The organism is uncultured Paracoccus sp. (assembly GCF_947487305.1).
Taxonomy (GTDB): domain Bacteria; phylum Pseudomonadota; class Alphaproteobacteria; order Rhodobacterales; family Rhodobacteraceae; genus Paracoccus.
Genome location: NZ_CANKWH010000004.1, coordinates 79,654 through 106,281, shown reverse-complemented (window position 1 = coordinate 106,281; position 26,628 = coordinate 79,654). Strand labels below are relative to the sequence as shown.

Annotated in this window: 22 protein-coding genes; 10 read left to right on the top strand and 12 right to left on the bottom strand. The window is 67.3% G+C overall.

What is annotated here, in order from left to right; genetic code table 11:
• Positions 1–16: 16 nt before the first annotated feature.
• From bhcD to bhcA, 4 genes are read right to left on the bottom strand one after another with little or no spacing between them, the layout of a single operon-like run.
• A complete protein-coding gene (gene bhcD, locus Q1A36_RS06750; RefSeq protein WP_299841304.1) occupies positions 17–979 on the bottom strand; it encodes an iminosuccinate reductase BhcD in 963 nt (320 codons plus the stop codon).
• Positions 979–2,142, bottom strand: a complete 1,164-nt coding sequence (gene bhcC, locus Q1A36_RS06745; RefSeq protein ID WP_299841302.1) for a 3-hydroxy-D-aspartate aldolase BhcC — start codon at positions 2,140–2,142, stop codon at positions 979–981. The genes bhcD and bhcC overlap by 1 nt, the downstream gene beginning before the upstream one ends.
• Positions 2,143–2,153: 11 nt before the next feature.
• Positions 2,154–3,116, bottom strand: coding sequence for a beta-hydroxyaspartate dehydratase BhcB (gene bhcB / locus Q1A36_RS06740; RefSeq protein ID WP_299841300.1), 963 nt, complete (start codon positions 3,114–3,116; stop codon positions 2,154–2,156).
• Positions 3,116–4,306 carry an L-aspartate--glyoxylate aminotransferase BhcA gene (gene bhcA, locus Q1A36_RS06735; protein ID WP_299841298.1) on the bottom strand — a complete coding sequence of 397 codons (1,191 nt, stop codon included), beginning with the start codon at positions 4,304–4,306 and terminating at the stop codon, positions 3,116–3,118. Before bhcA ends, bhcB begins: the two co-directional genes overlap by 1 nt.
• 186 nt (positions 4,307–4,492) lie before the next feature.
• On the opposite strand from bhcA, the gene bhcR reads away from it, so the two are divergent.
• Positions 4,493–5,302 carry an HTH-type transcriptional regulator BhcR gene (gene bhcR / locus Q1A36_RS06730; protein WP_299841296.1) on the top strand — a complete coding sequence of 270 codons (810 nt, stop codon included), beginning with the start codon at positions 4,493–4,495 and terminating at the stop codon, positions 5,300–5,302.
• A gap of 3 nt (positions 5,303–5,305) precedes the next feature.
• Here bhcR and Q1A36_RS06725 read toward each other — a convergent pair whose 3' ends face one another.
• From Q1A36_RS06725 to Q1A36_RS06715, 3 genes are all read right to left on the bottom strand, one after another.
• Positions 5,306–6,466 (bottom strand): HPP family protein, encoded by a 1,161-nt coding sequence (locus Q1A36_RS06725; protein WP_299841294.1) that lies wholly within the window; start codon positions 6,464–6,466, stop codon positions 5,306–5,308.
• Between the two features lie 136 nt (positions 6,467–6,602).
• Positions 6,603–7,904 carry an NCS2 family permease gene (locus Q1A36_RS06720; protein ID WP_299841292.1) on the bottom strand — a complete coding sequence of 434 codons (1,302 nt, stop codon included), beginning with the start codon at positions 7,902–7,904 and terminating at the stop codon, positions 6,603–6,605.
• Positions 7,905–8,027: 123 nt separating this feature from the next.
• Positions 8,028–8,633 carry a (d)CMP kinase gene (locus Q1A36_RS06715; protein ID WP_299841290.1) on the bottom strand — a complete coding sequence of 202 codons (606 nt, stop codon included), beginning with the start codon at positions 8,631–8,633 and terminating at the stop codon, positions 8,028–8,030.
• A gap of 256 nt (positions 8,634–8,889) precedes the next feature.
• Between Q1A36_RS06715 and Q1A36_RS06710 the strand changes: the two genes are divergently transcribed.
• From Q1A36_RS06710 to Q1A36_RS06695, 4 genes are all read left to right on the top strand, one after another.
• Positions 8,890–10,368 (top strand): glucan biosynthesis protein, encoded by a 1,479-nt coding sequence (locus Q1A36_RS06710; RefSeq protein WP_299841288.1) that lies wholly within the window; start codon positions 8,890–8,892, stop codon positions 10,366–10,368.
• A gap of 5 nt (positions 10,369–10,373) precedes the next feature.
• A complete protein-coding gene (gene mdoH, locus Q1A36_RS06705; RefSeq protein ID WP_299841286.1) occupies positions 10,374–12,458 on the top strand; it encodes a glucans biosynthesis glucosyltransferase MdoH in 2,085 nt (694 codons plus the stop codon).
• Entirely contained in the window at positions 12,455–13,582 is a 1,128-nt protein-coding gene (gene opgC / locus Q1A36_RS06700) for an OpgC domain-containing protein (RefSeq protein ID WP_299841284.1), read from the top strand. The genes mdoH and opgC overlap by 4 nt, the downstream gene beginning before the upstream one ends.
• 158 nt (positions 13,583–13,740) lie before the next feature.
• Positions 13,741–14,511: a LuxR family transcriptional regulator gene (locus tag Q1A36_RS06695; protein ID WP_299841281.1), complete on the top strand. Its 771-nt coding sequence runs from the start codon at positions 13,741–13,743 to the stop codon at positions 14,509–14,511.
• Positions 14,512–14,789: 278 nt separating this feature from the next.
• On the opposite strand, the gene tsf is transcribed toward Q1A36_RS06695, so the two are convergent.
• From tsf to Q1A36_RS06680, 3 genes are all read right to left on the bottom strand, one after another.
• Positions 14,790–15,701 carry a translation elongation factor Ts gene (tsf, locus tag Q1A36_RS06690; protein ID WP_299841280.1) on the bottom strand — a complete coding sequence of 304 codons (912 nt, stop codon included), beginning with the start codon at positions 15,699–15,701 and terminating at the stop codon, positions 14,790–14,792.
• Between the two features lie 113 nt (positions 15,702–15,814).
• Entirely contained in the window at positions 15,815–16,612 is a 798-nt protein-coding gene (gene rpsB / locus Q1A36_RS06685; protein WP_299841279.1) for a 30S ribosomal protein S2, read from the bottom strand.
• 356 nt (positions 16,613–16,968) lie between these two features.
• Positions 16,969–18,525 (bottom strand): trimethylamine methyltransferase family protein, encoded by a 1,557-nt coding sequence (locus Q1A36_RS06680; protein ID WP_299841277.1) that lies wholly within the window; start codon positions 18,523–18,525, stop codon positions 16,969–16,971.
• A gap of 238 nt (positions 18,526–18,763) precedes the next feature.
• Here Q1A36_RS06680 and eda point away from each other — a divergent pair, with 238 nt between their 5' ends.
• Positions 18,764–19,408: a bifunctional 4-hydroxy-2-oxoglutarate aldolase/2-dehydro-3-deoxy-phosphogluconate aldolase gene (gene eda, locus Q1A36_RS06675; RefSeq protein WP_299841275.1), complete on the top strand. Its 645-nt coding sequence runs from the start codon at positions 18,764–18,766 to the stop codon at positions 19,406–19,408.
• 73 nt (positions 19,409–19,481) lie between these two features.
• Positions 19,482–20,672: an MFS transporter gene (locus Q1A36_RS06670; RefSeq protein WP_299841273.1), complete on the top strand. Its 1,191-nt coding sequence runs from the start codon at positions 19,482–19,484 to the stop codon at positions 20,670–20,672.
• A 55-nt stretch (positions 20,673–20,727) separates the two neighbouring features.
• Here the strand turns inward: Q1A36_RS06670 and xseA are convergent, their stop codons facing one another.
• Positions 20,728–22,281 (bottom strand): exodeoxyribonuclease VII large subunit, encoded by a 1,554-nt coding sequence (xseA, locus tag Q1A36_RS06665; RefSeq protein WP_299841271.1) that lies wholly within the window; start codon positions 22,279–22,281, stop codon positions 20,728–20,730.
• 62 nt (positions 22,282–22,343) lie between these two features.
• Between xseA and purD the strand changes: the two genes are divergently transcribed.
• Positions 22,344–23,609, top strand: a complete 1,266-nt coding sequence (purD, locus tag Q1A36_RS06660) for a phosphoribosylamine--glycine ligase (RefSeq protein WP_299841268.1) — start codon at positions 22,344–22,346, stop codon at positions 23,607–23,609.
• Between the two features lie 9 nt (positions 23,610–23,618).
• On the opposite strand, the gene Q1A36_RS06655 is transcribed toward purD, so the two are convergent.
• Positions 23,619–24,497 carry a LysR family transcriptional regulator gene (locus Q1A36_RS06655; RefSeq protein WP_299841266.1) on the bottom strand — a complete coding sequence of 293 codons (879 nt, stop codon included), beginning with the start codon at positions 24,495–24,497 and terminating at the stop codon, positions 23,619–23,621.
• A 99-nt stretch (positions 24,498–24,596) separates the two neighbouring features.
• Between Q1A36_RS06655 and Q1A36_RS06650 the strand changes: the two genes are divergently transcribed.
• Positions 24,597–25,916, top strand: a complete 1,320-nt coding sequence (locus tag Q1A36_RS06650; protein WP_299841264.1) for an aminotransferase class I/II-fold pyridoxal phosphate-dependent enzyme — start codon at positions 24,597–24,599, stop codon at positions 25,914–25,916.
• A 148-nt stretch (positions 25,917–26,064) separates the two neighbouring features.
• Positions 26,065–26,622 (top strand): GNAT family N-acetyltransferase, encoded by a 558-nt coding sequence (locus Q1A36_RS06645; protein WP_299841262.1) that lies wholly within the window; start codon positions 26,065–26,067, stop codon positions 26,620–26,622.
• Positions 26,623–26,628: the final 6 nt, after the last annotated feature.

Sequence of the window (26,628 nt, the reverse complement as noted above, 5' to 3'; positions counted from 1 at the left end):
TGTCACTCGGATAATATCAGATATCGACCTTTTGGGCCTTTCCCTGTTGCCGTGCCAGCTCGACCACGGCGGCAGCGACCGCAAGGTCCTGCAGGCCGACGCCGGTGCCGTCGAAGATGGTGATTTCCGCATCGCCGCGCCCCTCGTGATCGCCGGTGATGACCCGGCCGATCGCGGTGACATCGCTGTCGGAAATCAGGTTCTGCGCGCTGGCATGCTGGAATTCCCCGATGCTCAGCGATTGGGCAAGCTCGTCGGTGAACAGCCGCGCCCGCGCGACCAGCGCCGGGTCCAGTTCCTGCTTGCCCTTGGTGTCGGTGCCCATGGCGGCGATATGGGTCGGACCCTTCACATGCGCGTCGAGAAGCAGCGGCGAGAAGGCCGAGGTGATCGAGATGATCACGTCCGCCTCAGCGCCCAGCCGGTCCAGCTCGACCGCCTCGAAGGGCAGGCCCAGCTCTGCCGCCGTCTCGCCAAGGCGCGCCAGCATCTCGGGATGCGGGTTCCAGCCCAAGACGCGGGTGAACCGGCCACTGGCCGCCGCCGAACGCAGCTGGAACTGCGCCTGGTGGCCAGCGCCGATCATGCCCAGCACTTCCGCGCCTGCGGGCGCCAGATGCTTGATCGAGATGGCGCTGGAGGCCGCCGTGCGCAGCGCGGTCAGCAGGTTGCCACCCACCGCCGCCGCGACCTTGCCGGTATCGGCATCGAAGAGAAACACGGTGGACTGATGGTTGATGAGCCCGTGTTTCTGGTTGTTCGGCCAGTAACCCCCGGCCTTCAGCCCGAGGTTCAGCGCCGCGCGGTCGAAGCCGCCCTTGAAGCCGTAAAGCGCGTCCTCATGGCCGATGGCCTCGCGCACCACGGGGAAGTTATAGGCCTCGCCCCGCGCCATCGAGGCGAAGACCGCCTCGACCGCATCGAAGGCCGCTTCGGGCGTCATCAGCCCGGCGATCTCGCTTTCAGGAACGACCCACATCAATAGGCCTTCCCGCGCGCCGAGACCGGCCACAGCGTTTCGACCTTGCCGTTCCGCACACCGACATACCAGTCATGGACGTTGCAGGTCGGATCGCAATGGCCCGGCACCAGCCGCAGCTTGTCGTTCACCTTGAGGACGCCATTGGCGTCCTCGATCACGCCATGCTCGTCGCTGCACTTGATGTATTTCACATCGTCGCGGCCATAGATGACCGGCAAGCCGCTATCGACCGACTGCGCCTTCAGACCGGCATCGCAGATCGCCTTGTCGGCTTTCGCGTGGCTCATGACCGAGGTCAGGATGAACAGCGCGTTTTCCCATTCGCCCCGGTCGATGCGCTGGCCGTTCTCGTCGAGGATGCGGCCGTAATCGGCATCCATGAAGGCATAGGAGCCGCACTGAAGCTCGTTATAGACGCCCGAGGCGCTTTCGAAATAGTAGCTGCCGGTGCCGCCGCCCGAAACCAGTTCCGGGGTGATGCCCACGGCCTTCAGCGCGTCAACGGCCTCGGCCACCTGCGCGATGGCCGCATCCAGCTTGGCCTTGCGGTCGGCATAGCTGTCCATGTGCTGCATCGCGCCCTGATAGGCCTGGATGCCGACGAATGTCAGGTTCGGGGCAGCCTCGACAGCCTGCGCGATCTCGACCACGGCCTCGGCGGTCTTCACCCCGCAGCGACCGGCGCCGCAATCGATTTCGACGAAAACGCCCAGTTCGGTGCCATGCTTCTGCGCCGCCGCCGACAGGTCGGCGACATTGGCCAGGTCATCGACGCAGACGATGATCTTAGAGCCGAATTTCGGCAGGCGTGCCAGACGGTCGATCTTCTGCGCATCGCGGACCTGGTTCGACACCAGGATGTCCTTGATCCCGCCACGGGCGAAGACCTCGGCCTCGGAGACCTTCTGGCAGCAGACGCCAACCGCCCCGCCCAGCTTTTCCTGAAGCTTCTGCACATCGACCGACTTGTGCATCTTGCCGTGGCTGCGGTGGCGCATCCCATGCGCCTTGGCATAGTCGCCCATCTTCTTGATGTTGCGTTCCAGCGCGTCCAGATCGAGGATCAGACAGGGCGTCTGGATGTCCTTCTCGTCCATGCCCGGCAGCGCAGGCACGTCATAGCCGACTTCCAGACCTTCAAAATTCACGGGTGCGTTCATCGGTTTCGTCCTCAGATCCAGGGCAGCTTGTCGAGATCGACATTGCCGCCGGTGATGATGATGCCGACGCGCTTGCCGGCGAAGAATTCGGGATTTTTCAGGATGCAGGCCAGCGGCACGGAACTGCTGGGTTCCGCCACTACGCGCAGATGCTTCCAGATCAGCTTCATCGCATCGACGATCTCGGTCTCGGAGGCGGTGAAGATCTCGGAGACGTTGTTCGACACGAAATGCCAGGTCAGGTCCTTCAGCGGCACCAACAACCCATCCGCGATGCTTTTCGGGGCGTCATCGGCGATGATGTGGCCGGCCTTGAAGCTGCGATAGGCGTCGTCAGCCGTTTCCGGCTCGGCGGCGATCACCTGCGTCTCGGGCGCCAGCGTCGACAGCGTCAGGCAGGTGCCCGAGATCATGCCGCCGCCGCCGATGGGTGCAATCACCATGTCGAGGCCGTCGGTCTGTTCGATCAACTCCTTGGCGCAGGTCCCCTGCCCGGCGATCACGCGCGGGTCGTTATAGGGATGGACGAAATCGCCCCCGGTTGCGGCCTGCACCTTGGCGAAGGCTTCCTCGCGCGCAGAGGTCGAGGGCTCGCATTCGGTGATGACGCCACCATAGCGGCGCACGGTGTCCTTCTTGGCCTGCGGCGCGGTGCGCGGCATGACCACGTTGCAAGGGATGCCACGCAGCATCGCCGCATAGCTGAGACAGGAGGCATGGTTGCCCGAGCTGTGGGTGGCGACGCCCTTTGCCGCCTGCGCCTCGTCGAGACCGAAGACCGCGTTCGAGGCACCGCGGACCTTGAAGGCCCCCGGCTCCTGGAAATTCTCGCATTTGAAGAACAGCTGCGCGCCGCTGAGACCGTTCAGGTAATCTGACACCCGGACCGGCGTGCGGCGGATATGCGGCTTGATCCGCTCATGCGCGGCCAGCATGTCGTCATAGCTGGGAATATACATCTTGGCGTCCTTCATCACGCGGCAGCCTTCTGGGCGCTGGCGAGGCTCTGGCGGTAATGCTCCTGCGCGGCGGCGACGCCGCTGCCCAGTTTCACCGGCAGACCCAGATCGGCCATGACCATTTCCGCCGTGGCGATGCCCGACAGCGCCATGACATCGGTCAGGCTGCCCAGGTGGCCGATGCGGAAGACCTTGCCGGCGACATCGCCAAGCCCGGTGCCGAAGGCGACGCCATAGGCGTTCAGCGCATGGCTGACGATCTTGTTGGCATCGAACCCTTCCGGCACGCGGATGGCGCTGACGCTGTCCGAGTATAGCTCGGGCCGCTTGGCACAAAGCTGCATCCCCCAGGCAAAGACGGCCTGGCGCACACCCTCGGCGATGCGGTTATGGCGGGCAAAGACATTCTCCAGCCCCTCGTCCAGCAGCATCTCGCAGGCGACGTTCAGCCCGTTCAAGAGGCCGACCGGCGGGGTATAGGGGAAGCCGTTGGCGGCATAGCCCTTGGCCATGTCGCGGATGTCAAAAAAGGTGCGCGGCAGTTTCGCCGTCTCGACCGCAGCCATGGCCTTCGGCGAGAAGCCGACGATCGCCAGACCCGGCGGCAGCATGAAGCCCTTCTGGCTGCCGGTGACGGCAATATCGACGCCCCATTCGTCCATGCGGAAATCATAGCAGGCGATCGAGCTGACCCCGTCGACCAGAAGCAGCGCCGGGTGGCCGGCCGCATCCAGCGCGCGGCGGACGGCGGCAATGTCGGAACGCACGCCGGTCGCGGTCTCGTTATGCGTCGCCAGAACCGCCTTGATCTCGTGGTTCTTGTCAGCTGTCAGGATCTCTTCGAACCTGTCGGCGGGAACGCCATCGCCCCACTCCTGGGTGACGACGTTCATGTCGAGGCCGTGGCGCTGGCACATGTCGATCCAGCGATGGCTGAACATGCCGTTGCGGGTGGCCAGAACCTTGTCGCCGGGCGACAGCGTGTTGCTGATCGCGGTTTCCCAGCCACCGGTTCCGGTCGAGGGGAAGACGAAGATCTGGCCCTTCTCGGTTTTCAGCACCTTCTTCACGCCTTCCAGCGCGGGATGCAGGATCTTGCCGAAGACCGGGCTGCGGTGGTCGATCGTCGGCATGTCCACGGCCTTGCGCAGCACCTCGGGGATGTTGGTCGGGCCGGGAATGAAGACGGGGTTCTGGGTGCTCATGACGATCCTCCTTCAGGTTGATCGCAGGATAACGCGGGGCTGCCCAGAGGCGCAATTTTTCTGAAAAATATTTCCGATTGGCGGAAATATGCCGATTCATCGCGCGATAACAACGGCTTCCGCTTTTCCGCTTGTGAATGTCGATTTTCGCCATAATTTTGAAGCTCTCTTTACGAGCGGAAGAACATGGCACAACCGACCCGCAAGCGCGGCCGCCCCAAGGGTGGCGCCGAATCCCCCGCCACCATTCAGGCGCTGGATCGCGCGCTGGACATCCTAGACCTGCTGGCCGCCAGCAACGGATTGACGCTGAGCGAGGTGGCCGAGCGCAGCGATCAGGCGCCCTCGACCGTCCACCGGATGCTGAACGCGCTGGCGCAGCGCGGCATGACCGAACAGGATACGGCGACGCAAAGCTGGCATATCGGCCCGGCGACCTTCCGGCTTGGCACCGCCTTCATGCGCCGCGCCGGCATTGTCGAGCGCGCCCGGCCGATCCTGCGGGCGCTGATGGAACATACCGGCGAGACCGCCAACCTGGGCATCCTGAACGGCGATTCCGTGCTGTTTCTCAGCCAGATCGAAACGCATGAGACGATCCGCGCCTTCTTCCCGCCCGGCACCCGCTCGCCCCTGCACGCCTCGGGGATTGGCAAGGCGCTCTTGGCCTTTGGCCGCGATGCGGCGCTGCGCGAGCTCTTGGACGGGCCGGGGCTGAAACGCTTCACCGACAAGACGCTGGTGACGCCCGAGGCGCTGGATGCCGATCTGGCCCGCATCCGCCATCGCGGCTTCTCGGTCGATGACGAGGAGCGCACGCGCGGGATGCGCTGCATCGCCGCCCCGGTCTTCGATCTGACCGGCGAGGCGATCGCCGGGCTCAGCGTCAGCGGCCCGACCCATCGGATCGGCGCCGAACACATCAAGACGCTTGGCGCGGCGGTGGTTTCGGCGGCGGGGGATCTGTCGCAGGCCTTGGGGGGCGAGCGGCTCTGACCCTCAGATTGCGGGTTGGCGCAGGCTCTGCCGCGCCAGTGCCGCGATCAGGTCGGTGCGGGTAACGATGCCAACGATGCGCCGCCCGTCCAGCACCGGCACCGCATCGATGCTGCCCTCGGCCATCATCGGCAGCAGCGCCGCCACCGGCATCTCCGGCGTGGCATGGGGGCCGTTCACCACCATGATGTCCTGCGCCTCGACCGGGGTGTCGCGCCTGACCAGCCGCGCCAGCGCGCTGCGGAAGCCCGATTGCAGGCCGAAGGCATCGCGACGGGCGCGGCGGATCAGGTGGATCTGGAAGATCACCCCCAGGAAGGTCATGTCCGCCCCGACCACCGGCAGCGAGGTGAAGCCGTGGCGACGGAACTCATCGGCGACCTGACCCAGACGCGCCTCGGGACCGACCGTCACCAGATCGCGCGACATGATATCTCCGGCGGTCAGCGGGCCGGTCTGGTGGCTGGCCGCCTGCATCTCGGCGGCGGCGATCAGCCGGGCCAGGTCCTCGACGCCGAGGTTCAGCGACTGGCGGTATTGGGTCAGGATATCGGTCAGTTCGGCCTCGCTGAGACCCAGGCGCTCGACCGGATTGTGGTCATGGGTGCCATGCGGGTTCACCTCGTCGAACTGGCGGAAGGGATAGCGCCGGCCGGTCAGGCTGGCATAGACCGCCGCCACCACCACCAGAAGCAGCGTCCCCGCCGCCACTGGCGACAGCGCGAACCAGAACCCCAGCCGCTCCATCGCCTCGGGGCTCAGCGCCGCCGTCATCGCCACCGCCCCGCCCGGCGGGTGCAGCGCGCGCAACAGGATCATCACCGTGATCGCCAGCCCCACCGCCAGCGCCACCCGCAGCGCCGGATCGGCCACCAGCGCGCAGACCGCCACCGCCACAAGGGCCGAGGCGGTATTGCCGACCACCGCCGACCAGGGCTGCGCCAAAGGGCTGCTCGGCACCGCGAAGACCAGCACCGAGGTCGCGCCGAAGGGGGCGATGAGATAAAGCCCAAGCTGGAAATCGGTGGCCGGTGACAGAAGGAACAGCCCGGCCACGGCCAGACCGACCAGCGCACCCAGACCGGCGCGCGCGGCCTCGACCGGGTTCACCGGCGGGATGGCAGGGCCAATGGCGCGCAGGGCCCATCTGACAGGCTGGATCATCGGGGGCTGATCTCGGATTGCACGGATTTCGTGCAGGCCGCTTACGACGCGGGCCGTCGCGCTGGCAAGGCTGACATTGCAAAAAGCGGCCGCCGGGGAGGTCCGGGCGGCCGCTCTGCTTCCCCCTTGGCTGGGCTCAGCCCTCGGGGAAGAAGGCGAACTTGATGACGAAGAGGCCCGCCACAATCCAGGTCGCCGCATGAACGTCACGCGCCCGCCCGGTCAGCAGTTTCAGCACCGCATAGCTGACGAAGCCGAAGGCCAGACCGTTGGCGATGGAATAGGTGAAGGGCATGGCAATCGCGGTCAGCACCGCCGGGGCGCTTTCGGTCACGTCCTTGAAGTCGATCTCGGTCAGCTCGCGCACCATCAGGCTGGCGACATAGAGGAGCGCCGGGGCGGTGGCATAGACCGGCACCGATCCGGCCAGCGGGGCGAAGAACATCGCCAGCAGGAACAGCCCGGCCACCACCAGCGCGGTCAGCCCGGTGCGCCCGCCCGCCGCCACGCCCGAGGCGCTTTCGGCATAGGCGGTGGTCGAGGAGGTGCCCAAGAGCGAACCGGCCAAGATCGCGGTCGAGTCGGCCATCAGCGCCCGGCTGAGGCCCTTGTTCTGATGCGCCGGCCCCTCGGTCAAGAGGCCCGCCCGCTTTGCCACGCCGATCAGCGTGCCGGTGGCGTCGAAGACCTCGACCAGCACCATGACCAGCACGACATGGAAGATGCCGAAGCTCAGCGCGCCCATCACGTCGAGCTGCAGGAAGGTCGGCGCGATCGAGGGCGGCGCCGACATCAGCCCCCCGAACTCGCTGACGCCCAGCAGGATCGAGGCCACGGTGATGACCAGGATGCCGATCAGGATGGCGCCCTTGACCTGCAACGCATCGAGCGCGGCGATGATGAAGAACCCGGCAATGGTCAGCAGCGTGCCGGTGGCTGTCAGGTCGCCAAGGGTCACGAAGGTGGCGGGGCTGGCCACGATCAGGCCCGAGGATTTCATCGCGATGATGGCAAGGAACAACCCGATACCGGCAGCGATGGCGCTGCGCATCGAGGTCGGGATGCCCGCGATCAGCCAGCGCCGGATGCCCGTGGCCGAGAGGAACAGAAAGATCAGGCCCGAGATGAACACCGCGCCAAGCGCCTGTTGCCAGGTAAAGCCCATGGCGCCGACGACGGTGAAGGCGAAGAAGGCGTTCAGCCCCATGCCCGGCGCCATGCCGATGGGCCAGTTGGCCCACAGCGCCATGACCAGCGAGCCGACGGCGGCGGCAAGGCAGGTGGCGACGAAGACGGCGTTCCGGTCCATCCCGGTCGAGGACAGGATGTCGGGGTTGACGAAGATGATATAGGCCATGGTCAGGAACGTGGTGAACCCGGCGATAAGCTCGGTCCTGACCGTGGTGCCATGTTCGGCAAGCTTGAAGAATCTGTCCACTTTTCTCTCCCTCGCAGCCTCGGAACGGGCCGCACTCCGGCAGGCAGGATAGGGGGATCGGGGTCCGGACGACAACGTGTGCCGCCCCGGAAGACTTTCAATGCCGCGTTGAAAGATGGCGGGTCACTGCCCTGCCCCGTTGCGGCGGTCGAGACCGACCCGGACTGCGGCAACGGCACTCGCCACCGCCGCCTCGATGGTCATCTCGCTGGTATCGAGCAGCAGCGCATCCTCGGCCGGCCGCATCGGTGCCGCCTCGCGCGAGGCGTCGCGGGCATCGCGTTCGCGCAGCTGGATCAGCATTTCGGCCGGATCGGCGCCCAGTTCCGCCGCCCGCCGGCCGGCGCGCACCAGGTCCGAGGCGGTGACGAACAGCTTCACCTCGGCTTCGGGGCAGATCACCGTGCCGATGTCGCGCCCGTCCAGCACCGCGCCGGGCTCGCGCCGGGCGAATTCCCGTTGAAAAACAACCAACGCCGCCCGCACCTCGGGGATCGCCGCGACACGGCTGGCGGCTTGGCCGGCCTCGGCGCTGCGCAGATCGCCGCGGGCCAGGTCCTCGGGCGTCAGGCCCCGCGCCGCCGCCACCGGATCGCCGCCCTTGGCCCCGGTGGCGCGGTAGAGAAGGCCGGTATCCAGGTGGTGAAACCCGAAGGTCAGCGACAGGGCGCGGGCGATGGTGCCCTTGCCCGAGGCGGCGGGTCCGTCGATGGCGATGGTAAAGGGCATGGCGGGGACGCTTCATCCGTTCGTCTGTTGGGGGGTGGAACCTTATTGGCACGAGGCCGGGGGAAAGGTCCAGCACCCCAAAAACCGCGTCTGCCGGGCCACGGATCGGCGCAAAGCCGCGCAGATTTGAACGCTCGGCCCTTGCGTTGAAACATGGTGGGTGCATAAGCGGCGCAAAATGCGATCACGCAGGGCGAAGCCGATGAACCGCCGAGATTTCTTGACCACCGCGACTGCCATTTCCGGCCTCGCGGCCATGACCCGTTCCGCATCGGCGCAGACGCCGGCTGCGACCGAAACCCCGCGCTTCGGATTCGAGGCCGTCGTCCGCGTCGCCGAGGAGGCCGCAGGCAAGGCCTACGAGGCGCCGGCCTCGACCCTGACCGGCAGTTTCGCCGATCTGAACTATGACCAGTACCGCGCCATCCGCTTCCGCCGGGACCGCGATCCCTGGGCCGGACATTCGGAATTCGCGCTGGACCTTCTGCCGCCGGGACTGATCTTCCACGAGCCGGTGGCCATCCACATGGTTGAAAATGGCGTGGCCCGCCCCCTGCCCTTCGACGCCCGCATGTTCGAGTTCGATTCGAACCTGTTCCCCGATGGCGTCGATTTCGACCAGATCGGCGATATGGGCTGGTCGGGATTCCGGCTGCGCACGCCGCTGAACCGTCCCGACGTGATGGACGAGGTGGCGGTGTTTCAGGGCGCCAGCTATTTCCGCGCCGTCGCGCGCGGCACCCAGTACGGGCTGTCCGCGCGTGGCCTCGCCATCGGCACCGGCAGCCAGCAGGGCGAGGAATTCCCGATCTTCCGCAGCTTCTGGATCGTCCGCCCGACCGAGGATGACCGCAGCGTCCGCGTCTATGCCCATCTGGACAGCAAGTCGGTCTCGGGCGCTTACGAATTCATCATCGAACCGGGGGCCGAGACCGTTTTCCGCACCCGCTCGGCGCTGTTCCCGCGCGTCGAGATCGCCCAGATCGGCATCGCGCCCCTGACCTCGATGTACTGGTTCGGCCCCGCCGACCGCGCCCAGATCGATGATTACCGCCCCGCCGTCCACGACAGCGACGGGTTGCAGATGCTGACCGGCGATGACCAGCGCATCTGGCGCGTCCTCTCGGCCCATAGCCGGCTGCAGATCTCGGCCTTCCAGGACCGCAATCCGCGCGGCTTCGGGCTGGTCCAGCGCTCGCGTGCCTTTGCCGAATACCAGGATGCCGAGGCCCGCTATGACCTGCGCCCCTCGGCCTGGATCGAACCGCGCGGCCGCTGGGGAGAGGGTTCGGTCAACCTGGTCGAGATCCCGGTCGAGAACGAGTTCAACGACAATATCGTCAGCTTCTGGCAGCCGGCGCAGCCCCTGCAGCCCGGCCAGCGCCACGATTTCGCCTATGACCTGGTCTTTGCCGACCTGCCGCCCGACAACGCGCCGCTGGCGCGGGTGCTGGCGACACGCTCGGGCATCGCCATCAACGATCCGAAGGCGCGGACCTATGTCGTCGATTTCTCGCTGGACCTGTTCACCACCGCTGACCCGGTGCCCGAGGTGACCGCCACGGCGGGCAGCGTGCGCAACCCCTATTGGCTGCGCCTGCCCGAAGAGAACCGGCTGCGGCTCGCCTTCAACTTCTTCTCCGATGGCGCCGAACTGGCCGACATCACCGCGCGGCTGAACGGCCCGGACGGTCCGCTCTCGGAAGCCTGGATCATGCGCTGGACGCGGGATTGACGCGGATGCGCCATACCGCCTCGCCCGTTTCGGCCCCGGTTCCACCGCTGGCGCCGCTCGACATGCCGGTGCAGGACCTGCGCCGCCTGCCCGAGGGCGGCCCCGGTCCGCGCCGCCTTGGCGGCTGGCAGGTGGGGGCCGCGCGGATCGTCGCCTTTGGTGGCGGCGCGCTGATCGGCATTGTCGGCGGGCTGCAGATGCGGCTGGTCTTTGGCGATCACGTCACCGTGCTGCAGGCCTGCCTGCTGACGCTGTTCACCGTCACCTTCACATGGATCGGCTTTTCTTTCGCCTCGATGCTGGCCGGTGCCTTCTCGCGTCCGCTGACCACCCCCACCGGGCCGAACACCGCGCGCATCGCCGTGGTCATGCCGGTCTATCACGAGGACCCGGCCGATACGGCGGGGCTTCTGGTGGCCTTGGCGCGCGATCTCTACCGCGTGGGGCTGGGCGAGCGGGCCGAGATCTTCGTCCTCTCCGACAGCCGCCGCCCGCAATCGCACCTGGCCGAGACGCTGGCGATCAGCAAGCTGCGCGACCTGTCACCGGTGCCGGTGTGGTATCGCCGCCGCGCCGACAATAGCGGGCGCAAGGCCGGCAACGTCGCCGATTTCGTCCGCAACTGGGGCGGCCGCTATGACCAGATGGTGGTGCTGGATGCCGACAGCCTGGTCGGTGCCGAGACCATTGCCACCATGTCGGCGCGGATGGCGGCCGATCCCGGTCTGGGGCTGATCCAGACCATGCCGATGCTGGTCGGCGGGCAGACCATCTTCGCCCGGCTGACCCAGTTCGCCGGCCGCATCTATGGCCCGGCCATCGCCCGGGGCGTCGCCGCATGGTCGGGCGATGACGGCAATTTCTGGGGCCATAACGCGATGATCCGCACCCGCGCCTTTGCCGAAAGCTGCGGCCTGCCGGAACTGCCGGGACGCCCGCCCTTTGGCGGCCATATCCTCAGCCATGACTTCGTCGAGGCGGCGCTGATGCGGCGCGCGGGCTGGAAGGTGCGGCTGGACCATGACCTGCGGCAAAGCTTCGAGGGTTCGCCGCCGACCCTGCAGGACAATGCCGTGCGCGAGCGGCGTTGGGCGCAGGGCAACCTGCAACACCTGAAGGTGATCGGCGCGCGCGGGCTGTCGATGATCAGCCGGGCGCATTTCCTGATCGGCATCATGGGCTTCCTGATGTCGCCGATCTGGCTCGGCATGATCCTCGTCGGTCTGGCGCTGTCGGCCAATGTGCTGCTGTCGCAGCCGCAGTATTTCCCGAACTCCTACCAGCTCTTCCCCGACTGGCCGGTCTTCGACCCGGTGCGGATGCTGTGGCTGTTCATCAGCGCCATGGGCTTCCTGCTGCTGCCGAAACTCATCGCCATCATCCGCGCCTGCCTGCGTCCGCTGGCCAAGGCATCGGGCGGCTCGCTGCGCCTGATCATGTCGGCGCTGTTCGAGATCCTGCTGTCCTCGCTGATCGCGCCGGTGCAGATGCTGATCCAGACCCGGCAGATCTTCGACATCTTCCGTGGCCGCGACAGTGGCTGGGAAGCACAGGTCCGCGCCGGGGCGATGCCGCCCTGGAATGTCGTGCTGAGCCTGCACTGGCTGCATGTGGCACTGGGGCTGGTGACGCTGGTGGTGCTTGCCTGGATGTCGCCGGGCCAGCTGATCTGGCTGTCGCCGATCCTCGCGGGCCTGATCCTGTCGCCCGCCATCAGCCGCTGGTCCGCCAGCCCGGTCTTTGGCCGCATCGCCCGGATGCGCGGGCTTCTGGGCACGCCCGAGGAATTGTCTACCCCGGTGATCCTGTCGGCCGCCAATTTCCAGGCGGCGCGGATCAAGGCGGACAGCACCGACGTGCTGGCCCGGCTTGGCAATGAACCGGCGCTGATGGCGCGACATCTGGCGCTGCTGCACGAGGCCCGGCCCGAACGGCCCGCCGCCGAGCGGCTGGACGAGATTTCCGCCGCCGCCAAGATCGCAGCGGCGGAAACCCGCGGACAGGCACTGGAATTCCTCACCGAGAGGGAACTGGATGCTCTGGTCAGTTCTTCGGTACTGTTGAAACAATGGGCGGCCCTGGCGGAATGAAACGGATCGACTGGCTCGACATGCTGCGCGGCTATGCGCTGGTCTGCATCATGCTGGATCACATGCCGGTATCGATGCTGCGCGACGTGACGCTGGCGAATTTCGCGCTGTTCGACGCGGCCGAGCTGTTCGTGCTGCTGTCGGGCTTCCTCGTCGGGCTGGTCTGGAAACAGGTTTCGGACCGCGACGGGGTGCGCGCGGCGCAATGGCGCTTCCTGCGCCGGTCCTTCCAGGTCTGGCGGGCCATGCTGCTGGGGGCGCTCAGCATGGCGCTGATCTCGGCCGTGCTGCTGGAGGTCGGCCTCAAGCACACGGCCATCTGGAACGAATATGCCCGGATGGTGGTCGAGGCCCCCGCCGCCTTCGCCGCTGCCGTGGGCAGCATGTGGATGCAGCCGAACCTGCTGGATGTGCTGGCGCTTTACGTCGTGCTGATCGCCACCGTGCCGCTGACACTGCCGCTGCTGCGCCGCTGGCCGGTTCAATTCGCCCTCGGATCGGCGCTGCTCTGGGTCGTCGCGGTGCCGCTGAACCAGATGCTGCCGAACCATCGGCCGGATGGCGGTTTCCTGTTCAACCCCTTCGGCTGGCAGGTGTTGTTCTTTGCCGGCACCGCCATCGGCCTGTTCCGCCACGAGATGATGACCCGGTTGCGCCCCTATGCCAATTGGCTGACCGCGATCAGCGCGGTGATCCTGGCTTACGGCCTGCTCTACGACCTGCTGGCGCATTTCGGCACCCCGGCGAAGCCGCTGCGCGGCATGATGGAGCTGGCACTTGGGCCGATCGACAAATGGTCGATGGACGGGGCGCGCTTCGTCTCGATCCTCGCCGCAAGCTGGCTGGCCGCGACGGTGCTGTCGGCACCGCTGGGGCGGCTGGCCGATACGGCGGGCGGGCGGGCGCTGGCGCTGATCGGGCGGGGCGGGCTCTGGTCCTTCATCGCCTGCGTCTGGCTGTCGGTCATCGGCGACGCGCTGCAACTGCAGATCCCCGAGCAATTCGCCCGCTTCCGCATTCTGGTCGATGCCGGGGTGATCCTCGCGCTCTGGGCGCTCGCGGCGCTGTGGATGCGGCGCGAGGCCTGGATCGTGCACCTGCCGCGCTGGAGCCGGGCAAGCTAGGCCCAAGCGAAATCAACCGAATGTCCGAACGGCGGCGCGCCAAGACAGCGCGCGTCGCAAATTGTCATGCGATCGTCGCGAATCTGATGACATTCAATCGGTCATAACATACATATCTTGCATGTAATTCCTTTTCAGGTTCAGGGCCCCACCCCCCTATGCGTCGCGAGATCGAGAAGTTACTCGCACCCGGTTCGGCTGACGAGCTGTGGGACAACTTCGTCACGCTCATGCGCGAGCTTGGCTTTGCCCATACCTTCTATTCCGCCCGCCGCTTCGCCGACATGGCGCGGCTGTGGCTGACGGACGAGCTGGAATGGCGCTCGACCTTCCCGGTGGCCTTCCTTGACGAGTTGAACGGCACCGTCCCGCGCCTGACCGAGTCGCCCTGGGGCCTGTGGTCGCGCGAGAACGAGGGATCGCTGCCCTGCAACTGGGTCGACAGCCCCGAGGCCGAGCCCTACCTGACCCCGGACAACCAGCGGCTTATCGCGCTGATGCGCCAGCACGGGGTGTTTGCCGGGCAGATGATCAGCCTTCTGGGCCTCTCGGCGCGGGTGACAGGCACCATCGTCCTGTCGACCGGCGACGGCACCGATCAGGCAGACGCGGATGCGCTGTGGCAGAAGGTCGGGCGCGATGTCATGGCGCTGAGCGGGGTGTTCCACCTGCGCGCCTGCGCCCTGCCCCAGACCAAGGGCCGGGCGCGGTTAACCCCGCGCCAGCGCGAGGTGGTGGAATGGGCGGCCTATGGCAAGACCGTGTCCGAGATTGCCGAGATTCTGGGCGTCGGGCCGACCACGATCGAGAAACACCTGCGTCTGGCCCGCGATGCGCTGGATGCCCATACCACGGCGCAGGCGATTCTGAAGGCGCATCAGCGTAACCAGATCTTCATTCGCCCTGTGGAAATGGGCGGTTCAGGGTAAGGTTTGCCACAGTTTCAATGTGTGCAACTCTGGTGCAGACTTTAGGGGTTCCGTGAGTGGTGGTGCGTTTCGACGTGCCAGGAACTCGCCCGTAGGCCGGATTACCCCGGGCCTGGGCGGTATCCGGTCTGACCGGAGGAAGGCTCGCCTGCATCGCAATTTCGGTGACGGCGGGCCGGACCGGACCCGGGCGCCCGCGAACAGCCACGCAGCCCGAGCACAACGAAAAACGCCGGCCCTTGCGGACCGGCGTCACTCTGTTCAGGCGATCGGAAGGATCAGTTTCCGCTGAGGGTCTTGGCGACCTCGGCAGCGAAATCCTCTTCCTTCTTCTCGATGCCGTCGCCGACCATCACGCGGGCATAGCCGGTGATCTCGACGCCGGCCTCTTTCGCGGCCTGCTCGACCGTCAGGTCGGGATTGATGACGAAGGCCTGGCCCAGCAGCGTGTTCTCGGCGACGAATTTCTTCATCCGGCCGGGAATGATGTTGTTCTGGATCACGGCTTCCGGCTTCGGCTTGGCCGAGGCGGCGTTCTCTTCCAGCGCCTTGGCGGTCTGCACCTGCAGTTCACGCTCCAGCGCGGCCGGGTCCATGGTGGCTTCCGACAGCGAGACGGGGTTGGTCGCGGCGATGTGCATGGCAAACTGCTTGCCGATGGCCTGCGCCTTGTCGGCCGGACCGGTCAGCGCGACCAGCACGCCGATCTTGCCCATGCCTTCGGCGGCGGCGTTGTGCACGTAGGAGACGACGGTATCGCCTTCCAGCACATGCATCCGGCGCAGGGTCATGTTCTCGCCGATGCGGGCGATGGCGTCGGTCAGGACTTCCGAAACCGGCTTGCCGTTCAGATGGGTGGCGCGCAGCACCTCGACATCATTGGCGGTTTCCAGCGCCACTTCGCTGATCTCGCGCACGATCTGCTGGAAATCAGCGTTCTTGGCGACGAAGTCGGTTTCCGAGTTGATCTCGATGGCGACACCGCGGCCATCGGTCACCTGCACGCCCACCAGACCTTCGGCGGCAACGCGGTCGGCTTTCTTGGCGGCTTTCGCCAGGCCCTTGGTGCGCAGCCAGTCGATGGCGGCTTCCATGTTGCCGTCGGTTTCGGTCAGCGCCTTCTTGGCGTCCATCATGCCTGCGCCGGTGGTCTCGCGCAGCTCTTTCACCATCGCAGCGGTGATAGCCATGTCATTATCTCCTTCGGATCAATGCGTCAGGCGGGGCATATCCCCGCCTGATGACATTCAGATGTCGTGTTGCTTGGCCCCGCGCCCGGGGGCGCAGGGGCACAACGGTCGGATCAGGCGTCGGCAGCCGACTGCGCTTCGGCAGCAACGGCGGCTTCTTCGTCGTCCAGATCCTCGACCGGCGCTTCGGTCAGCGCGCCCAGGTCGACGCCGGCGGCGCCCATCTGGACCGACATGCCGTCCAGGGCAGCGCGGCTGGCCAGGTCGGTATAGAGCGCGATGGCGCGTGCGGCGTCATCGTTGCCCGGGATGATGTAGTCCACGCCTTCGGGCGAGCAGTTGGTATCGACCACCGCGACGACCGGGATGCCCAGCTTCTTGGCTTCCAGGATGGCCAGGTCTTCCTTGTTCACGTCGATGACGAACAGCAGGTCCGGCAGACCGCCCATTTCGCGGATCCCACCAAGCGAGGCCTGCAGTTTGGCCTGCTCGCGCTCAAGACCCAGACGCTCTTTCTTGGTCATGCCCTCGGCGCCCGATTCCATCGTCTCGTCGATGGCCTTCAGACGGTTGATCGACTGCGACACGGTTTTCCAGTTGGTCAGCGTGCCACCCAGCCAGCGGTGGTTCATGTAGAACTGCGCCGATTTCTCGGCAGCTTCCGCGACCGATTTCTGCGCCTGCCGCTTGGTGCCGACGAACAGCACGCGGCCGCCCTTGGCAACGGTGTCGCGGATGACGCGCAGCGCCTGGTCCAGCATCGGGACGGTCTGGGTCAGGTCCAGAATGTGGATGCCGTTGCGGTCGCCATAGATATACTGGCCCATGCGGGGATTCCACCGCTGGGTTTGGTGACCGTAGTGAACGCCAGCTTCCAAGAGCTGACGCATGGTGAATTCGGGAAGCGCCATTCCATGTCCTTTCCGGTTTGCGCCTTGGCAGAGGATTCAGGGCAGTTGCCCCAACCGGTGGACCGCATGCGGATTTCTCCCGCACTGGCCCGCCTCTGCCTGTGAAGTGCGCTGCATGTAGGCCGGGACGGGCGCGGATGCAAGCACTTTAGATCGGGTTTGTTCAAGCTTCTGGGCAGGGCCGGCGGGCGACCGCCGGGTGGCCGCTGAACCGGCTGATCAACGCACCTTTATGGCGCCATCACATCGAACGGTTGTTCGGCGCGCGGCATCACCAAGGCGGCCGCCCGAGGGGGCGGTCGGCCGCCGGCCCGGCGGGCTGCGCCCGCGCATCGGGCCGGGCCTGCTGCACGACCTCACATGAAGCTGTCAGGCACCGCAGCCTTCTTGCGCGCCACGTAATCCGCCAGCGCCTCGGCCTTGGCCGGGTCCAGATCCGGGGCCTGGTACTCGCCCAGCATCTTCTTGACCTTCAGCGCGGCCAGCGTCGCGGTGTCGCGGGCGCCCTCTTCTTCCCAGGTCTCGTAGGGTTTGTAGTCCAGAACCCCGGTGCGCCAGAAGGCTTCCTTGAAATTGGCCTGGGTATGGGCCGAGCCCAGATAGTGACCGCCCGGGCCGACCTCGCGGATGGCCCCCATGGCCTGACCGTTCTCAGAAATATCCACCCCTGCCGCCAGCCGATGCAGAATGCCCAGCTGATCGGCGTCCATGACGAATTTCTCGTAGGAGCTGACCAGCCCGCCCTCGAGCCAGCCGCAGGCGTGCAGCATGAAGTTCACCCCCGACATCAGGCCGATGTTGAGGCTGTTCGCCGTCTCATAGGCCGCCTGCGCATCCGGCAGCTTCGAGCCGCAGAACGACCCGGCCGAGCGATAGGGCAGCCCCAGGCGCCGCGCCAGCTGGCCCGCGCCAAGGGTGATCTGCGCCGCCTCGGGCGTTCCGAAGGTGGGCGCGCCCGAGTTCATGTCGATCGAGGTGACGAAGGCGCCAAAGATCACCGGCGCGCCCTTGCGCACCAGCTGGCTATAGGCCACGCCCGCCAGCACCTCGGCCAGAACCTGCGTCAGCGTGCCCGCGACGCTGACCGGGGCCATGGCGCCGCCGACGATGAACGGGCTGATGATCGCGGCCTGATTGGCCTTGGCATAGACCTCCAGCGCGCCCATCATGATGCCGTCGAAGGTCAGGGGCGAGTTGATGTTGATGAGGCTCGTCATCACCGTGTTCTGATCGACGAAGTCATCGCCGAACAGAAGCTTCGACATCTCGACCGAATCCGCCGCCCGCGAGGCTTCGGTGACCGAACCCATGTAGGGCTTGTCCGACAGCGTCATATGCGCGTGCAGCATGTCCAGATGGCGTTTGTTCACCGGCACATCGGTCGGTTCGCAGACCGTGCCGCCGGAATGGTGCAGCCATTTCGACATCTGGCCCAGCTTCACGAAGTTGCGGAAGTCGGCGATGGTGGCATAGCGACGGCCACCGGCCTGATCGCGCACGAAGGGCGGGCCATAGACCGGGGCGAGGACCAGGTTCTTGCCGCCGATCTCGACATTGCGGTCGGGGTTGCGGGCGTGCTGGGTGAACTGCGACGGCGCGGTCCGGCAGAGCTGGCGCGCCAGACCCTTCGGGATGCGCACGCGTTCGCCATCGACATCGGCCCCGGCTTCTTTCCACAGCCGCAGCGCGCCCGGATTGTCGACGAAATTGACGCCGATCTCTTGCAGCACCGTTTCGGCATTGGCCTCGATGATCTCGATGGCCTCGTCGTTCAGGATCTCGAGATTGGGGATGTTGCGGGTGATGAAGCGCGAGAATTCGATATGGGTCGCGGTGCGCTCGGCCCGGCGCGTGGCGCCGCCCCCGCTTCTGCGGCCGCCGGCCCTTGCTGTGCGTTCGGTTGCGTCATCCATGCTCGGGTCTCCTGTCTGTCTTGGCCCTCTCCTATGTCGCCCGGCGAGGGGTCAGCCGCGCATTTGCGTCAGATGGATGGCGCAAAGCGACATTGCCGCGACGGACCGGCCCGGTAGCGCCCCTGTGACCCATCTGCCAGCATTCATGTTAGCGGTCACAGTTTTCGCACCCCAGCCCTTGCATCGATGCACCGATGGGCGCAATTTGCGGGCCGAACCCATCCGGAAAGGTGCTGCCATGACCCCGCAAGAGCAATCGCAGAAATCCCGCGCGCTGTGCGAACTTGCCCCGGTGATCCCGGTCATCGTCATCAAGAACGCCGCCAGCGCTGCCGATCTGGCGCAGGCGCTGGTGACGGGCGGCACGCCGGTTCTGGAGATCACGCTGCGGACCGAGGCCGCGCTGGACGCCATCCGCGCCATGAGCAAGGTCGAAGGCGGCCATGTCGGTGCCGGCACCGTGCTGACCCCCGATGATGCCAAACGCGCGCAGGATGCAGGCGCGACCTTCGCCGTCTCGCCCGGCCTGACCGACCGGCTGATCGATGCCTGCAGCGAGATCGGCCTGCCCTTGCTGCCCGGCTGCGCTACCGCGTCCGAGATCATGCGGGCGCTGGATGCGGGCTATGACATGCTGAAATTCTTCCCCGCCGAGTCGGTCGGCGGCGCCCCGGCGCTGAAATCGCTGTCGGGTCCCCTGCCCCGCGCCAAGTTCTGCCCCACCGGCGGCGTCTCGCCCCAGAACGCCCAGAGCTACCTGAGCCTGCCCAACGTGATCTGCGTCGGCGGCAGCTGGATCGTCACCGATGCCGATGTCAGCGCCGGCAACTGGGACGCCATCGAGGGTCGTTCGCGCGCTGCCGCGGCCCTGCGGCAAAGCTGAGGTCAGCGGTTTACGCCGGTTCTGAAACCGGGCATGGTCCGGCGCGATAAACTGTCGAAAAGGTTTCGCGCGCATGGACAGAGCCCGTCGCAATGTCGCGGTGCTGGTGGCGGCGCAGGCGGTGCTGGGCGCACAGCTGCCGGTGAATTTCATCATCGGCGGGCTGGCCGGGCAGATGCTGGCACCCAATCCCTGCATCGCCACCCTGCCGATCTCGATGATCATTCTGGGCTCGGCCCTGACCGCGCGGCCGCTGGCCGGGTTCATGCAGCGGCACGGGCGGCGCGCGGGCTTCATCCTTGCGGTGGTCGCGGGCGCCATCGGCGCGATGATCCAGGCGACGGGGCTGTGGCTCGGCTCGTTCTGGATCTTCATGTCGGGTGCGGTGCTGACCGGGGTCTACATGTCGGCCCAGGGCTTCTATCGCTTCGCCGCGACCGATACCGCCTCGCCGGACTTCGCCCCCCGCGCGATCAGCTGGGTCATGGCCGGCGGACTGGCGGGCGCGATCATCGGGCCGGCGCTGGTTCGCGCGACCAATGACATCACGGCGGTGCCGTTCCTGGCCAGCTATGCGGCGGTGGTCGGGTTGAACCTCCTGGGTCCGATCCTCTTCTCCTTCCTCGACATCCCCCGACCGCCAGCCCCCGCCGCCGATGCGCCGCAGGGCCGGCCCCTGGGCGAGATCCTGCGCACGCCCACGGTGGTCGTGGCGATGATCTGCGCCATGGTCGCCTATGCGCTGATGAACCTGGTGATGACCTCGACGCCGCTGGCCGTGGTCGGTTGCGGCTTCCAGCCCTCGAATGCCGCCGATATCGTCAGCGCCCATGTGCTGGCGATGTATGCGCCGAGCTTCTTCACCGGCACGCTGATCAACCGCTTCGGCGCGCCCCGGATCGTCGCCATCGGTCTGGCCATCCTCGCCGCTGCCGGGATCGTCGGCATCTCGGGCGTCCAGTTGACGCATTTCTTCGGCACGCTGATCCTGCTGGGGATCGGCTGGAACTTCGGCTATATCGGCGCCACCGCCATGCTGACCGCCGCCCATAGCCCGGCCGAGCGCGGCCGGGTGCAGGGGGTGAACGACTTCTTCGTCATGGGCGGGGTGTTCCTGGCCTCGCTGTCGTCGGGCGGGCTGATGAACTGCTCGGGCGGCTCGCCCGAGGCGGGCTGGGCGGCGGTGAACCTCGCCATGATCCCCTTCCTCGCACTGGCCGGTGGGGCGCTGATCTGGCTGGCGCGGCGCGGCCGGGCGCTGTGAGCGCCGGGGGCTGCGCGCCCCCGGACCCCGCGGGATATTTGGGCCAAGATGAAGGTCAGAACAGCGATTTCTGCTGTGGTGTCGCTGTGGATTTCGCGGCTTTCGGCGGCGTGTCGGGGCGCGCGGGGGTGCGGCCATCGGCGAATTCGATCTCGAAGCGCGGGATCTGCGCTGCGACCTCGGCCGAAGTGATCAGCCCGTTCGGGCCATGGACCACGGCAAAGCCGCGCTTCAGCGTCTCGGTATAGCCGAGCGTCAGCCGCGTCCGGTCCAGCCGCAGCAGCGCCTCTCGCCGCTGCTGGATGCCGCGCTTGGGCGCCGCGTCCAGACGGCGCTTCAGATCGGCCAGCCGCTCGTTCTGTGTGGCAATGGCCCGCCGGGTGGTCGCGGTGACGCGGGCCAGCGAGGCGTCGAGCCGGTGGCCGAAGCTTTCCACCCTGTCGCGCCGCCGCTCCAGCCGACGGCTGCTGGCGGCATCAAGGCGTGTGGCCAGACGCTCCAGCCCGTGGCGCTTGGCCGCCGTAAATCCGCGCAGGGTGGCGGCGGGCATGGGGCGCGATTGCAGTTGCTGGCGGCGCGTGCGCACGAGGCCGCGCAGGGCCGGTTCCAGCCGCGCGGACCAGAGATCGAAGCGTTGCCGCGCCGGTTCGGTCAGCGAGGCCGGACGACCCAGCACGCGCGCCAGGTCGCGCAGCCGCTGGCGCGGGCGGTCGATGCGCAGGGCGCTGGCGCGGACCATGCGGGCGCCGGCCTCGGCCAGGCGCGCGGCCAGATCGGCGCGCACCGGCACCGCCATTTCAGCCGCCGCCGTGGGCGTCGGCGCGCGGCGGTCGGCGGCGAAATCGATCAGCGTGGTGTCAGTCTCGTGCCCCACCGCCGAGATCAGCGGGATGGCGCTGTCAGCCGCCGCCCGCACCACGATCTCTTCGTTGAAACCCCAGAGATCCTCGAGACTGCCGCCGCCCCGCGCCACGATCAGCAGGTCCGGGCGCGGGATCGGCCCGGGCTCGGGCAGCGCGTTGAAACCCCGGATGGCGGCGGCGACCTGCGGCGCGCAGCCCTCGCCCTGCACCGCCACCGGCCAGATCAGCACCCGGGTCGGAAAGCGGTCGCGCAGCCGGTGCAGGATGTCGCGGATCACCGCGCCCGAGGGCGAGGTGACGACGCCGATGACGCGCGGCAGGAAGGGCAACGGGCGCTTGCGGGCCTCGTCAAAGAGGCCCTCGGCGGCCAGCGCCTTGCGGCGTTTCTCCAGCATCGCCATCAGCGCACCGGCCCCCGCCGGCTCGATCTGGTCGACGATCATCTGGTATTTCGACTGGCCGGGGAAGGTGGTCAGCCGGCCCGTGGCGATGACTTCCATCCCCTCCTCGGGGCGATGGCTCAGCTTTGCCGCCTGCCCCTTCCAGGTGATCGCGGCCAGCACCGCGCGGTCATCCTTCAGGTCGAAATAGAGATGCCCCGAGGACGGGCGCGACACCCGCCCGATCTCGCCCCGCACCCGGACGCGGCCGAACTGATCCTCAATCGAGCGTTTGACCGCGCCCGAGATTTCCGAGACGGTGAATTCATGGGCATTGCTGCCCGGTTCGTCTTCCAGCAAGTCCATGCGTCTTGTTCCCCTTCGCGGGCCAGACTAGAACGCCGCAACTCGATGCGAAAGGGCGGCAGATGAACATCCTGATCCTCGGCGGCGGCGGGCGCGAACATGCGCTGGCCTGGGCGATCCGGCAGAACCCGAAATGCGACCGGCTGATCGTCGCCCCCGGAAATGCCGGCATTGCCGCGATCGCGGAATGTGCCGGGATCAACCCGAACTCTCGCGCCGAGGTGCTTGAACTTGCACAGGAAAATGCGGTTGACCTAGTGGTCGTCGGGCCCGAGGCGCCCTTGGCCGCGGGGGTGTCGGATGCGCTGCGCGAGGCCGGGTTTCTGGTCTTCGGTCCCTCTCAGGCGGCGGCGCAGCTGGAATCGAGCAAGAGCTTCACCAAGGAGATCTGCGATGCCGCAGGCGCGCCGACGGCGGCCTGGGCGCAGTTCGCCGACGGCGCTTCGGCGCGGGATTACGTCACCGCCCAAGGTGCGCCGATCGTGGTGAAGGCCGACGGGTTGGCAGCCGGCAAGGGCGTCACCGTGGCCGAGACGGTCGAGCAGGCACATGAGGCCATCAATCTGATCTTCAACGGAGAATTTGGCGATACCTCAGTCGTTATCGAGGAGTTCATGGGGGGCGAGGAGGCCAGCTTCTTCGTCCTTTGCGACGGCGTGGATTGCCTGCCCATCGGCACGGCGCAGGATCACAAGCGCGTCGGCGAAGGCGATACCGGCCCGAATACCGGCGGCATGGGTGCCTATAGCCCCGCCCCGGTGATGACGGCTGCGGTCGAGGCGCAGGTGATGGATCAGATCATCCGCCCGACCATGGCCGAGATGGCGCGGCAGGGGATGCCGTTTCAGGGCGTGCTGTTTGCCGGGCTGATGATCGAGAACGGCAGGGCGCGGCTGGTCGAATACAACGTCCGCTTCGGCGACCCGGAATGTCAGGTGCTGATGATGCGGCTTGGCGCGCAGGCGCTGGACCTGATCCATGCCTGTGCCGAGACGCGGCTGAACGGGATCACCGTCAACTGGGCCGAGGATCACGCGCTGACCGTTGTCCTGGCCGCCGACGGCTATCCCGGTGACTATGTGAAAGGTAGCGAGATCAATCGGTTGGACAACATTCCCGAAAGCAGTTTCGAGATGATCTTTCACGCCGGAACGGTCGAGCGGGACGGCAAGATCCTTGCCAATGGCGGTCGGGTTCTGGCGGCGACCGGGCGGGGCGAGACGCTGGAACAGGCGCATGGCCGCGCCTATGCGCTGGCCGATGCGGTCGACTGGCCCGAGGGATTCTTTCGCCGGGATATCGGCTGGCGGGCGCTCGGGCGCGCCTGACCCGGGCAGTCAGGCCAGCGCCACCAGCCGCTGCAGGATCGCCGCCAGATCACGGTTCGCGGCGGGTTGCAGCATCCAGCCATAGAGATCGCGCGGCAGCCGCACGGCCCGGTCAAAGGGCGCGACCAGCGCGCCCGAGGCCAGATGCGGCGCGACAAGCGCCCGATGCGCCATCAGCACCCCGGCCCCGTTCAGCGCCTCGGCCACGGCCAGCGCATAGAGCGAGAAGACCGGGCCGCGCGGGGCGAAATCGGTTCCCGGCATCACCGAGGCCGACCAGATCGCCCAATCCTCGGCCCATGCGCTGTCGGTCAGGCAGGCGACCTGCCGCAGATCCTCGGGCGATTTCAGCGACCTAGCCAGTTCCGGCGTGCAGACCGGCAGGATCTCGTCCGCCGCCAGCCGCACCGATCCCGGCGGGGCGGCTTCGCAGTAGAAGAGGCACAGGTCGAAGGGGACGCGCTTGAGGTTCGGCGGCAGTTCCATCGCGGTGACGGAAATATCGGCCTCGGGCAGCGCCTGACGCAGCGCCGGCAGGCGCGGCGCCAGCCACAGCTGCGCCACCGCCGGCAGCGCGGCGATATGGGCACGACGCGGTGCGGCCTCGCGGCGCAACTCGCGCATCGCCAGCCCCAGCGCGTCGAAGGCGCCGACAAAGCCTGGCAGCGCCCGTTGCCCCAGCGCGGTCAGGCGCACGCCGCGCGCATGGCGTTCGAACAGGGGCGCGCCCAGTTCATCCTCCAGCGCCTTGATCTGGGCGGTGATGGCGCCGGGGGTGACGCGCAATTCCTCGGCGGCGGGGGCAAAGCCGCCGAGACGCGCGGCGGCCTCGAAGGCGCGGAGTGCATTCAGCGAGGGCAGGCGCGGGAACGGGGGCAGGACGGCCATGGGGTGCCTTAGATTTTCTGACCCTAGTATTCCTGAAATCTGATTTGTGGAAAAGCCCCTTTCCACCGATCCTTGGCCCATCAGCAAGGAGACACGCCCATGGCCGCCCATCAGACCCGCCCCTGGCTGCCCGCAGCCGCCGCCACCCGCATCGACAGCATCTCCCCGGTCCGGGGTCAGGATGCCGCCACCGTCACAGCCCGGATCGAGGCGTTGGCCGAGGAGAACCGCGCCATTCACGAGGACCGGGCATTCAACCTGAACCCGGCCACCAATGTGATGAACCCGCGCGCCGAGGCGCTGCTGGCCAGCGGTCTCGGGTCACGCCCGTCGCTCGGCTATCCGGGTGACAAATACGAGATGGGGTTGCAGGCGATCGAGGAGATCGAGGTGATCGCCGCCGATCTGGCCTGCGAGGTGTTCCGGGCGAAACATGCCGAGATCCGGGTGGCCTCGGGCGCGCTGGCCAACCTTTACGCCTTCATCGCCACCACCAAGCCGGGCGATGCGATCATCGCACCGCCGGCATCGGTCGGCGGCCATGTCACCCATCACAAGGGCGGCTGTGCCGGGATGTATGGCCTTGTCACCCATCCCGCGCCGGTCGATGCGGATGGCTATACCGTCGATCTGGACGCGCTGCGCAGGCTCGCCCATGAGGTGCGGCCGAAGCTGATCACCATCGGCATGAGCCTGAACCTCTTCCCCCATCCGGTGCGCGAGATCCGGGCGATCGCGGATGAGGTGGGGGCACTGGTCCTCTTCGACGCGGCGCATCAGTGCGGCATGATCGCCGGCGGGGTCTTTGCCGATCCCTTGGCCGAGGGGGCGCATCTGATGACCATGAGCACCTATAAAAGCCTTGGCGGGCCGGCCGGCGGGCTGATCGTCACCAATGACGATGCGCTGGCCGAGCGGCTGGAGGCCATCGCCTTCCCCGGCCTGACGGCGAATTTCGACGTGGCGAAATCGGCGGCGCTGGCGGTGGGGCTCTTGGACTGGCGCGATTTCGGCGCGGCTTACGCCCAAGCCATGGCGGCGACGGCGCTGGCGCTGGCCGAAGGTCTGGCGAAACGCGGCCTGCCGGTCTTCCGCACGCGGCAGGGCTTTACCGCCTCGCATCAATTCGCGTTGGAGGCGGCGGATTTCGGTGGCGGCCAGGCGGCGGCGCGGCATCTGGAGCGGGCGGGGTTCCTCAGCTGCGGCATCGGCCTGCCCATCGCGCCGGTGGCGGGCGATTTGAACGGGCTGCGCCTTGGCACGCCGGAACTGGTGCGCTGGGGGATGACGGTGGCCGACATGGACCGTCTCGCCGATCTGATCGCCCGCGCGCTGGCCAGCCGCACCCCCGAGGCGCTGGCCGGTGAGGTGGCGGCGTGGCGGCAGGGCTTCGACCGGCTGCACTTCATCCACGCCTGACCGCGCACCTGCCCGGAAACCGGGCAGGCTGCGATCTGGTGTCGCAGCGGCCTGCCGTTTCGCTGCGTCACGATTGATTGTTCCGGCGCGGCCCCCAGATTCGGGGGGCCGCGTCTTTTGCTGCGCGGCGCGACATGAGGATCTGCGGATGCTGCCGCTGCGACTGAGGGCAGAACATCGTGAGGGGCCGCCGACCGGCATGGGTCTGCTGGCGCGGCATCCGGCCCGATTCCGGCTGCGCGGACTGAACCGCCCCGATGCGCCGCTGCTGGCCGCGCATCTGCTGCGCCTCTCGCCCGAGGATCGCCGCGCCCGGTTTCACGGCGGGATGAGCGAATCCGCCATCAACGGCTATGTGAACCGGATCGACTGGCAGGGCGCCTATGTCTTCGGCACCTTCATCGGCGGCGAGCTGCGCGGCGTGGCCGAGCTGGTGCCGATGGGGGATGGCGACGCCGAGATCGCCGTCTCGGTCGAGCCGCGCTTTCGCCATGACGGGCTGGGGCGGCTCTTGGTCGTCGCGGCGATGCTCGCCGCGCGGCGGCTTGGGATGGCGCGGGTGATCCTCGACTATCTGCCGCGCAACACCGCCATGGCCGCGCTGATGAAAGAGTTGGGGGCGCGGACGCAGTTCAAGGGTCAGGTGATCGAGGCGGTCATCACCCTGCCCGCGCGGCAGGACGCAGGCGCGACCGAGGAGGCTTGACCCTTG

What these genes read in the sequence shown, in the direction of transcription:
- Q1A36_RS06680 (WP_299841277.1), bottom strand. Translation starts at nt 18,525, where the DNA reads ATGGATGACGCAACCGAACGCACAGCAAGGGCCGGCGGCCGCAGAAGC.
- purD (WP_299841268.1), top strand. Translation starts at nt 22,344, where the DNA reads ATGAACATCCTGATCCTCGGCGGCGGCGGGCGCGAACATGCGCTGGCC.
- Q1A36_RS06710 (WP_299841288.1), top strand. Translation starts at nt 8,890, where the DNA reads ATGACCCGTTCCGCATCGGCGCAGACGCCGGCTGCGACCGAAACCCCG.
- Q1A36_RS06655 (WP_299841266.1), bottom strand. Translation starts at nt 24,497, where the DNA reads ATGGCCGTCCTGCCCCCGTTCCCGCGCCTGCCCTCGCTGAATGCACTC.
- Q1A36_RS06650 (WP_299841264.1), top strand. Translation starts at nt 24,597, where the DNA reads ATGGCCGCCCATCAGACCCGCCCCTGGCTGCCCGCAGCCGCCGCCACC.
- bhcC (WP_299841302.1), bottom strand. Translation starts at nt 2,142, where the DNA reads ATGAACGCACCCGTGAATTTTGAAGGTCTGGAAGTCGGCTATGACGTG.
- Q1A36_RS06695 (WP_299841281.1), top strand. Translation starts at nt 13,741, where the DNA reads ATGCGTCGCGAGATCGAGAAGTTACTCGCACCCGGTTCGGCTGACGAG.
- tsf (WP_299841280.1), bottom strand. Translation starts at nt 15,701, where the DNA reads ATGGCTATCACCGCTGCGATGGTGAAAGAGCTGCGCGAGACCACCGGC.
- eda (WP_299841275.1), top strand. Translation starts at nt 18,764, where the DNA reads ATGACCCCGCAAGAGCAATCGCAGAAATCCCGCGCGCTGTGCGAACTT.
- Q1A36_RS06670 (WP_299841273.1), top strand. Translation starts at nt 19,482, where the DNA reads ATGGACAGAGCCCGTCGCAATGTCGCGGTGCTGGTGGCGGCGCAGGCG.
- mdoH (WP_299841286.1), top strand. Translation starts at nt 10,374, where the DNA reads ATGCGCCATACCGCCTCGCCCGTTTCGGCCCCGGTTCCACCGCTGGCG.
- xseA (WP_299841271.1), bottom strand. Translation starts at nt 22,281, where the DNA reads ATGGACTTGCTGGAAGACGAACCGGGCAGCAATGCCCATGAATTCACC.
- Q1A36_RS06645 (WP_299841262.1), top strand. Translation starts at nt 26,065, where the DNA reads ATGCTGCCGCTGCGACTGAGGGCAGAACATCGTGAGGGGCCGCCGACC.
- Q1A36_RS06725 (WP_299841294.1), bottom strand. Translation starts at nt 6,466, where the DNA reads ATGATCCAGCCTGTCAGATGGGCCCTGCGCGCCATTGGCCCTGCCATC.
- opgC (WP_299841284.1), top strand. Translation starts at nt 12,455, where the DNA reads ATGAAACGGATCGACTGGCTCGACATGCTGCGCGGCTATGCGCTGGTC.
- bhcA (WP_299841298.1), bottom strand. Translation starts at nt 4,306, where the DNA reads ATGAGCACCCAGAACCCCGTCTTCATTCCCGGCCCGACCAACATCCCC.
- bhcR (WP_299841296.1), top strand. Translation starts at nt 4,493, where the DNA reads ATGGCACAACCGACCCGCAAGCGCGGCCGCCCCAAGGGTGGCGCCGAA.
- bhcB (WP_299841300.1), bottom strand. Translation starts at nt 3,116, where the DNA reads ATGAAGGACGCCAAGATGTATATTCCCAGCTATGACGACATGCTGGCC.
- bhcD (WP_299841304.1), bottom strand. Translation starts at nt 979, where the DNA reads ATGTGGGTCGTTCCTGAAAGCGAGATCGCCGGGCTGATGACGCCCGAA.
- rpsB (WP_299841279.1), bottom strand. Translation starts at nt 16,612, where the DNA reads ATGGCGCTTCCCGAATTCACCATGCGTCAGCTCTTGGAAGCTGGCGTT.
- Q1A36_RS06715 (WP_299841290.1), bottom strand. Translation starts at nt 8,633, where the DNA reads ATGCCCTTTACCATCGCCATCGACGGACCCGCCGCCTCGGGCAAGGGC.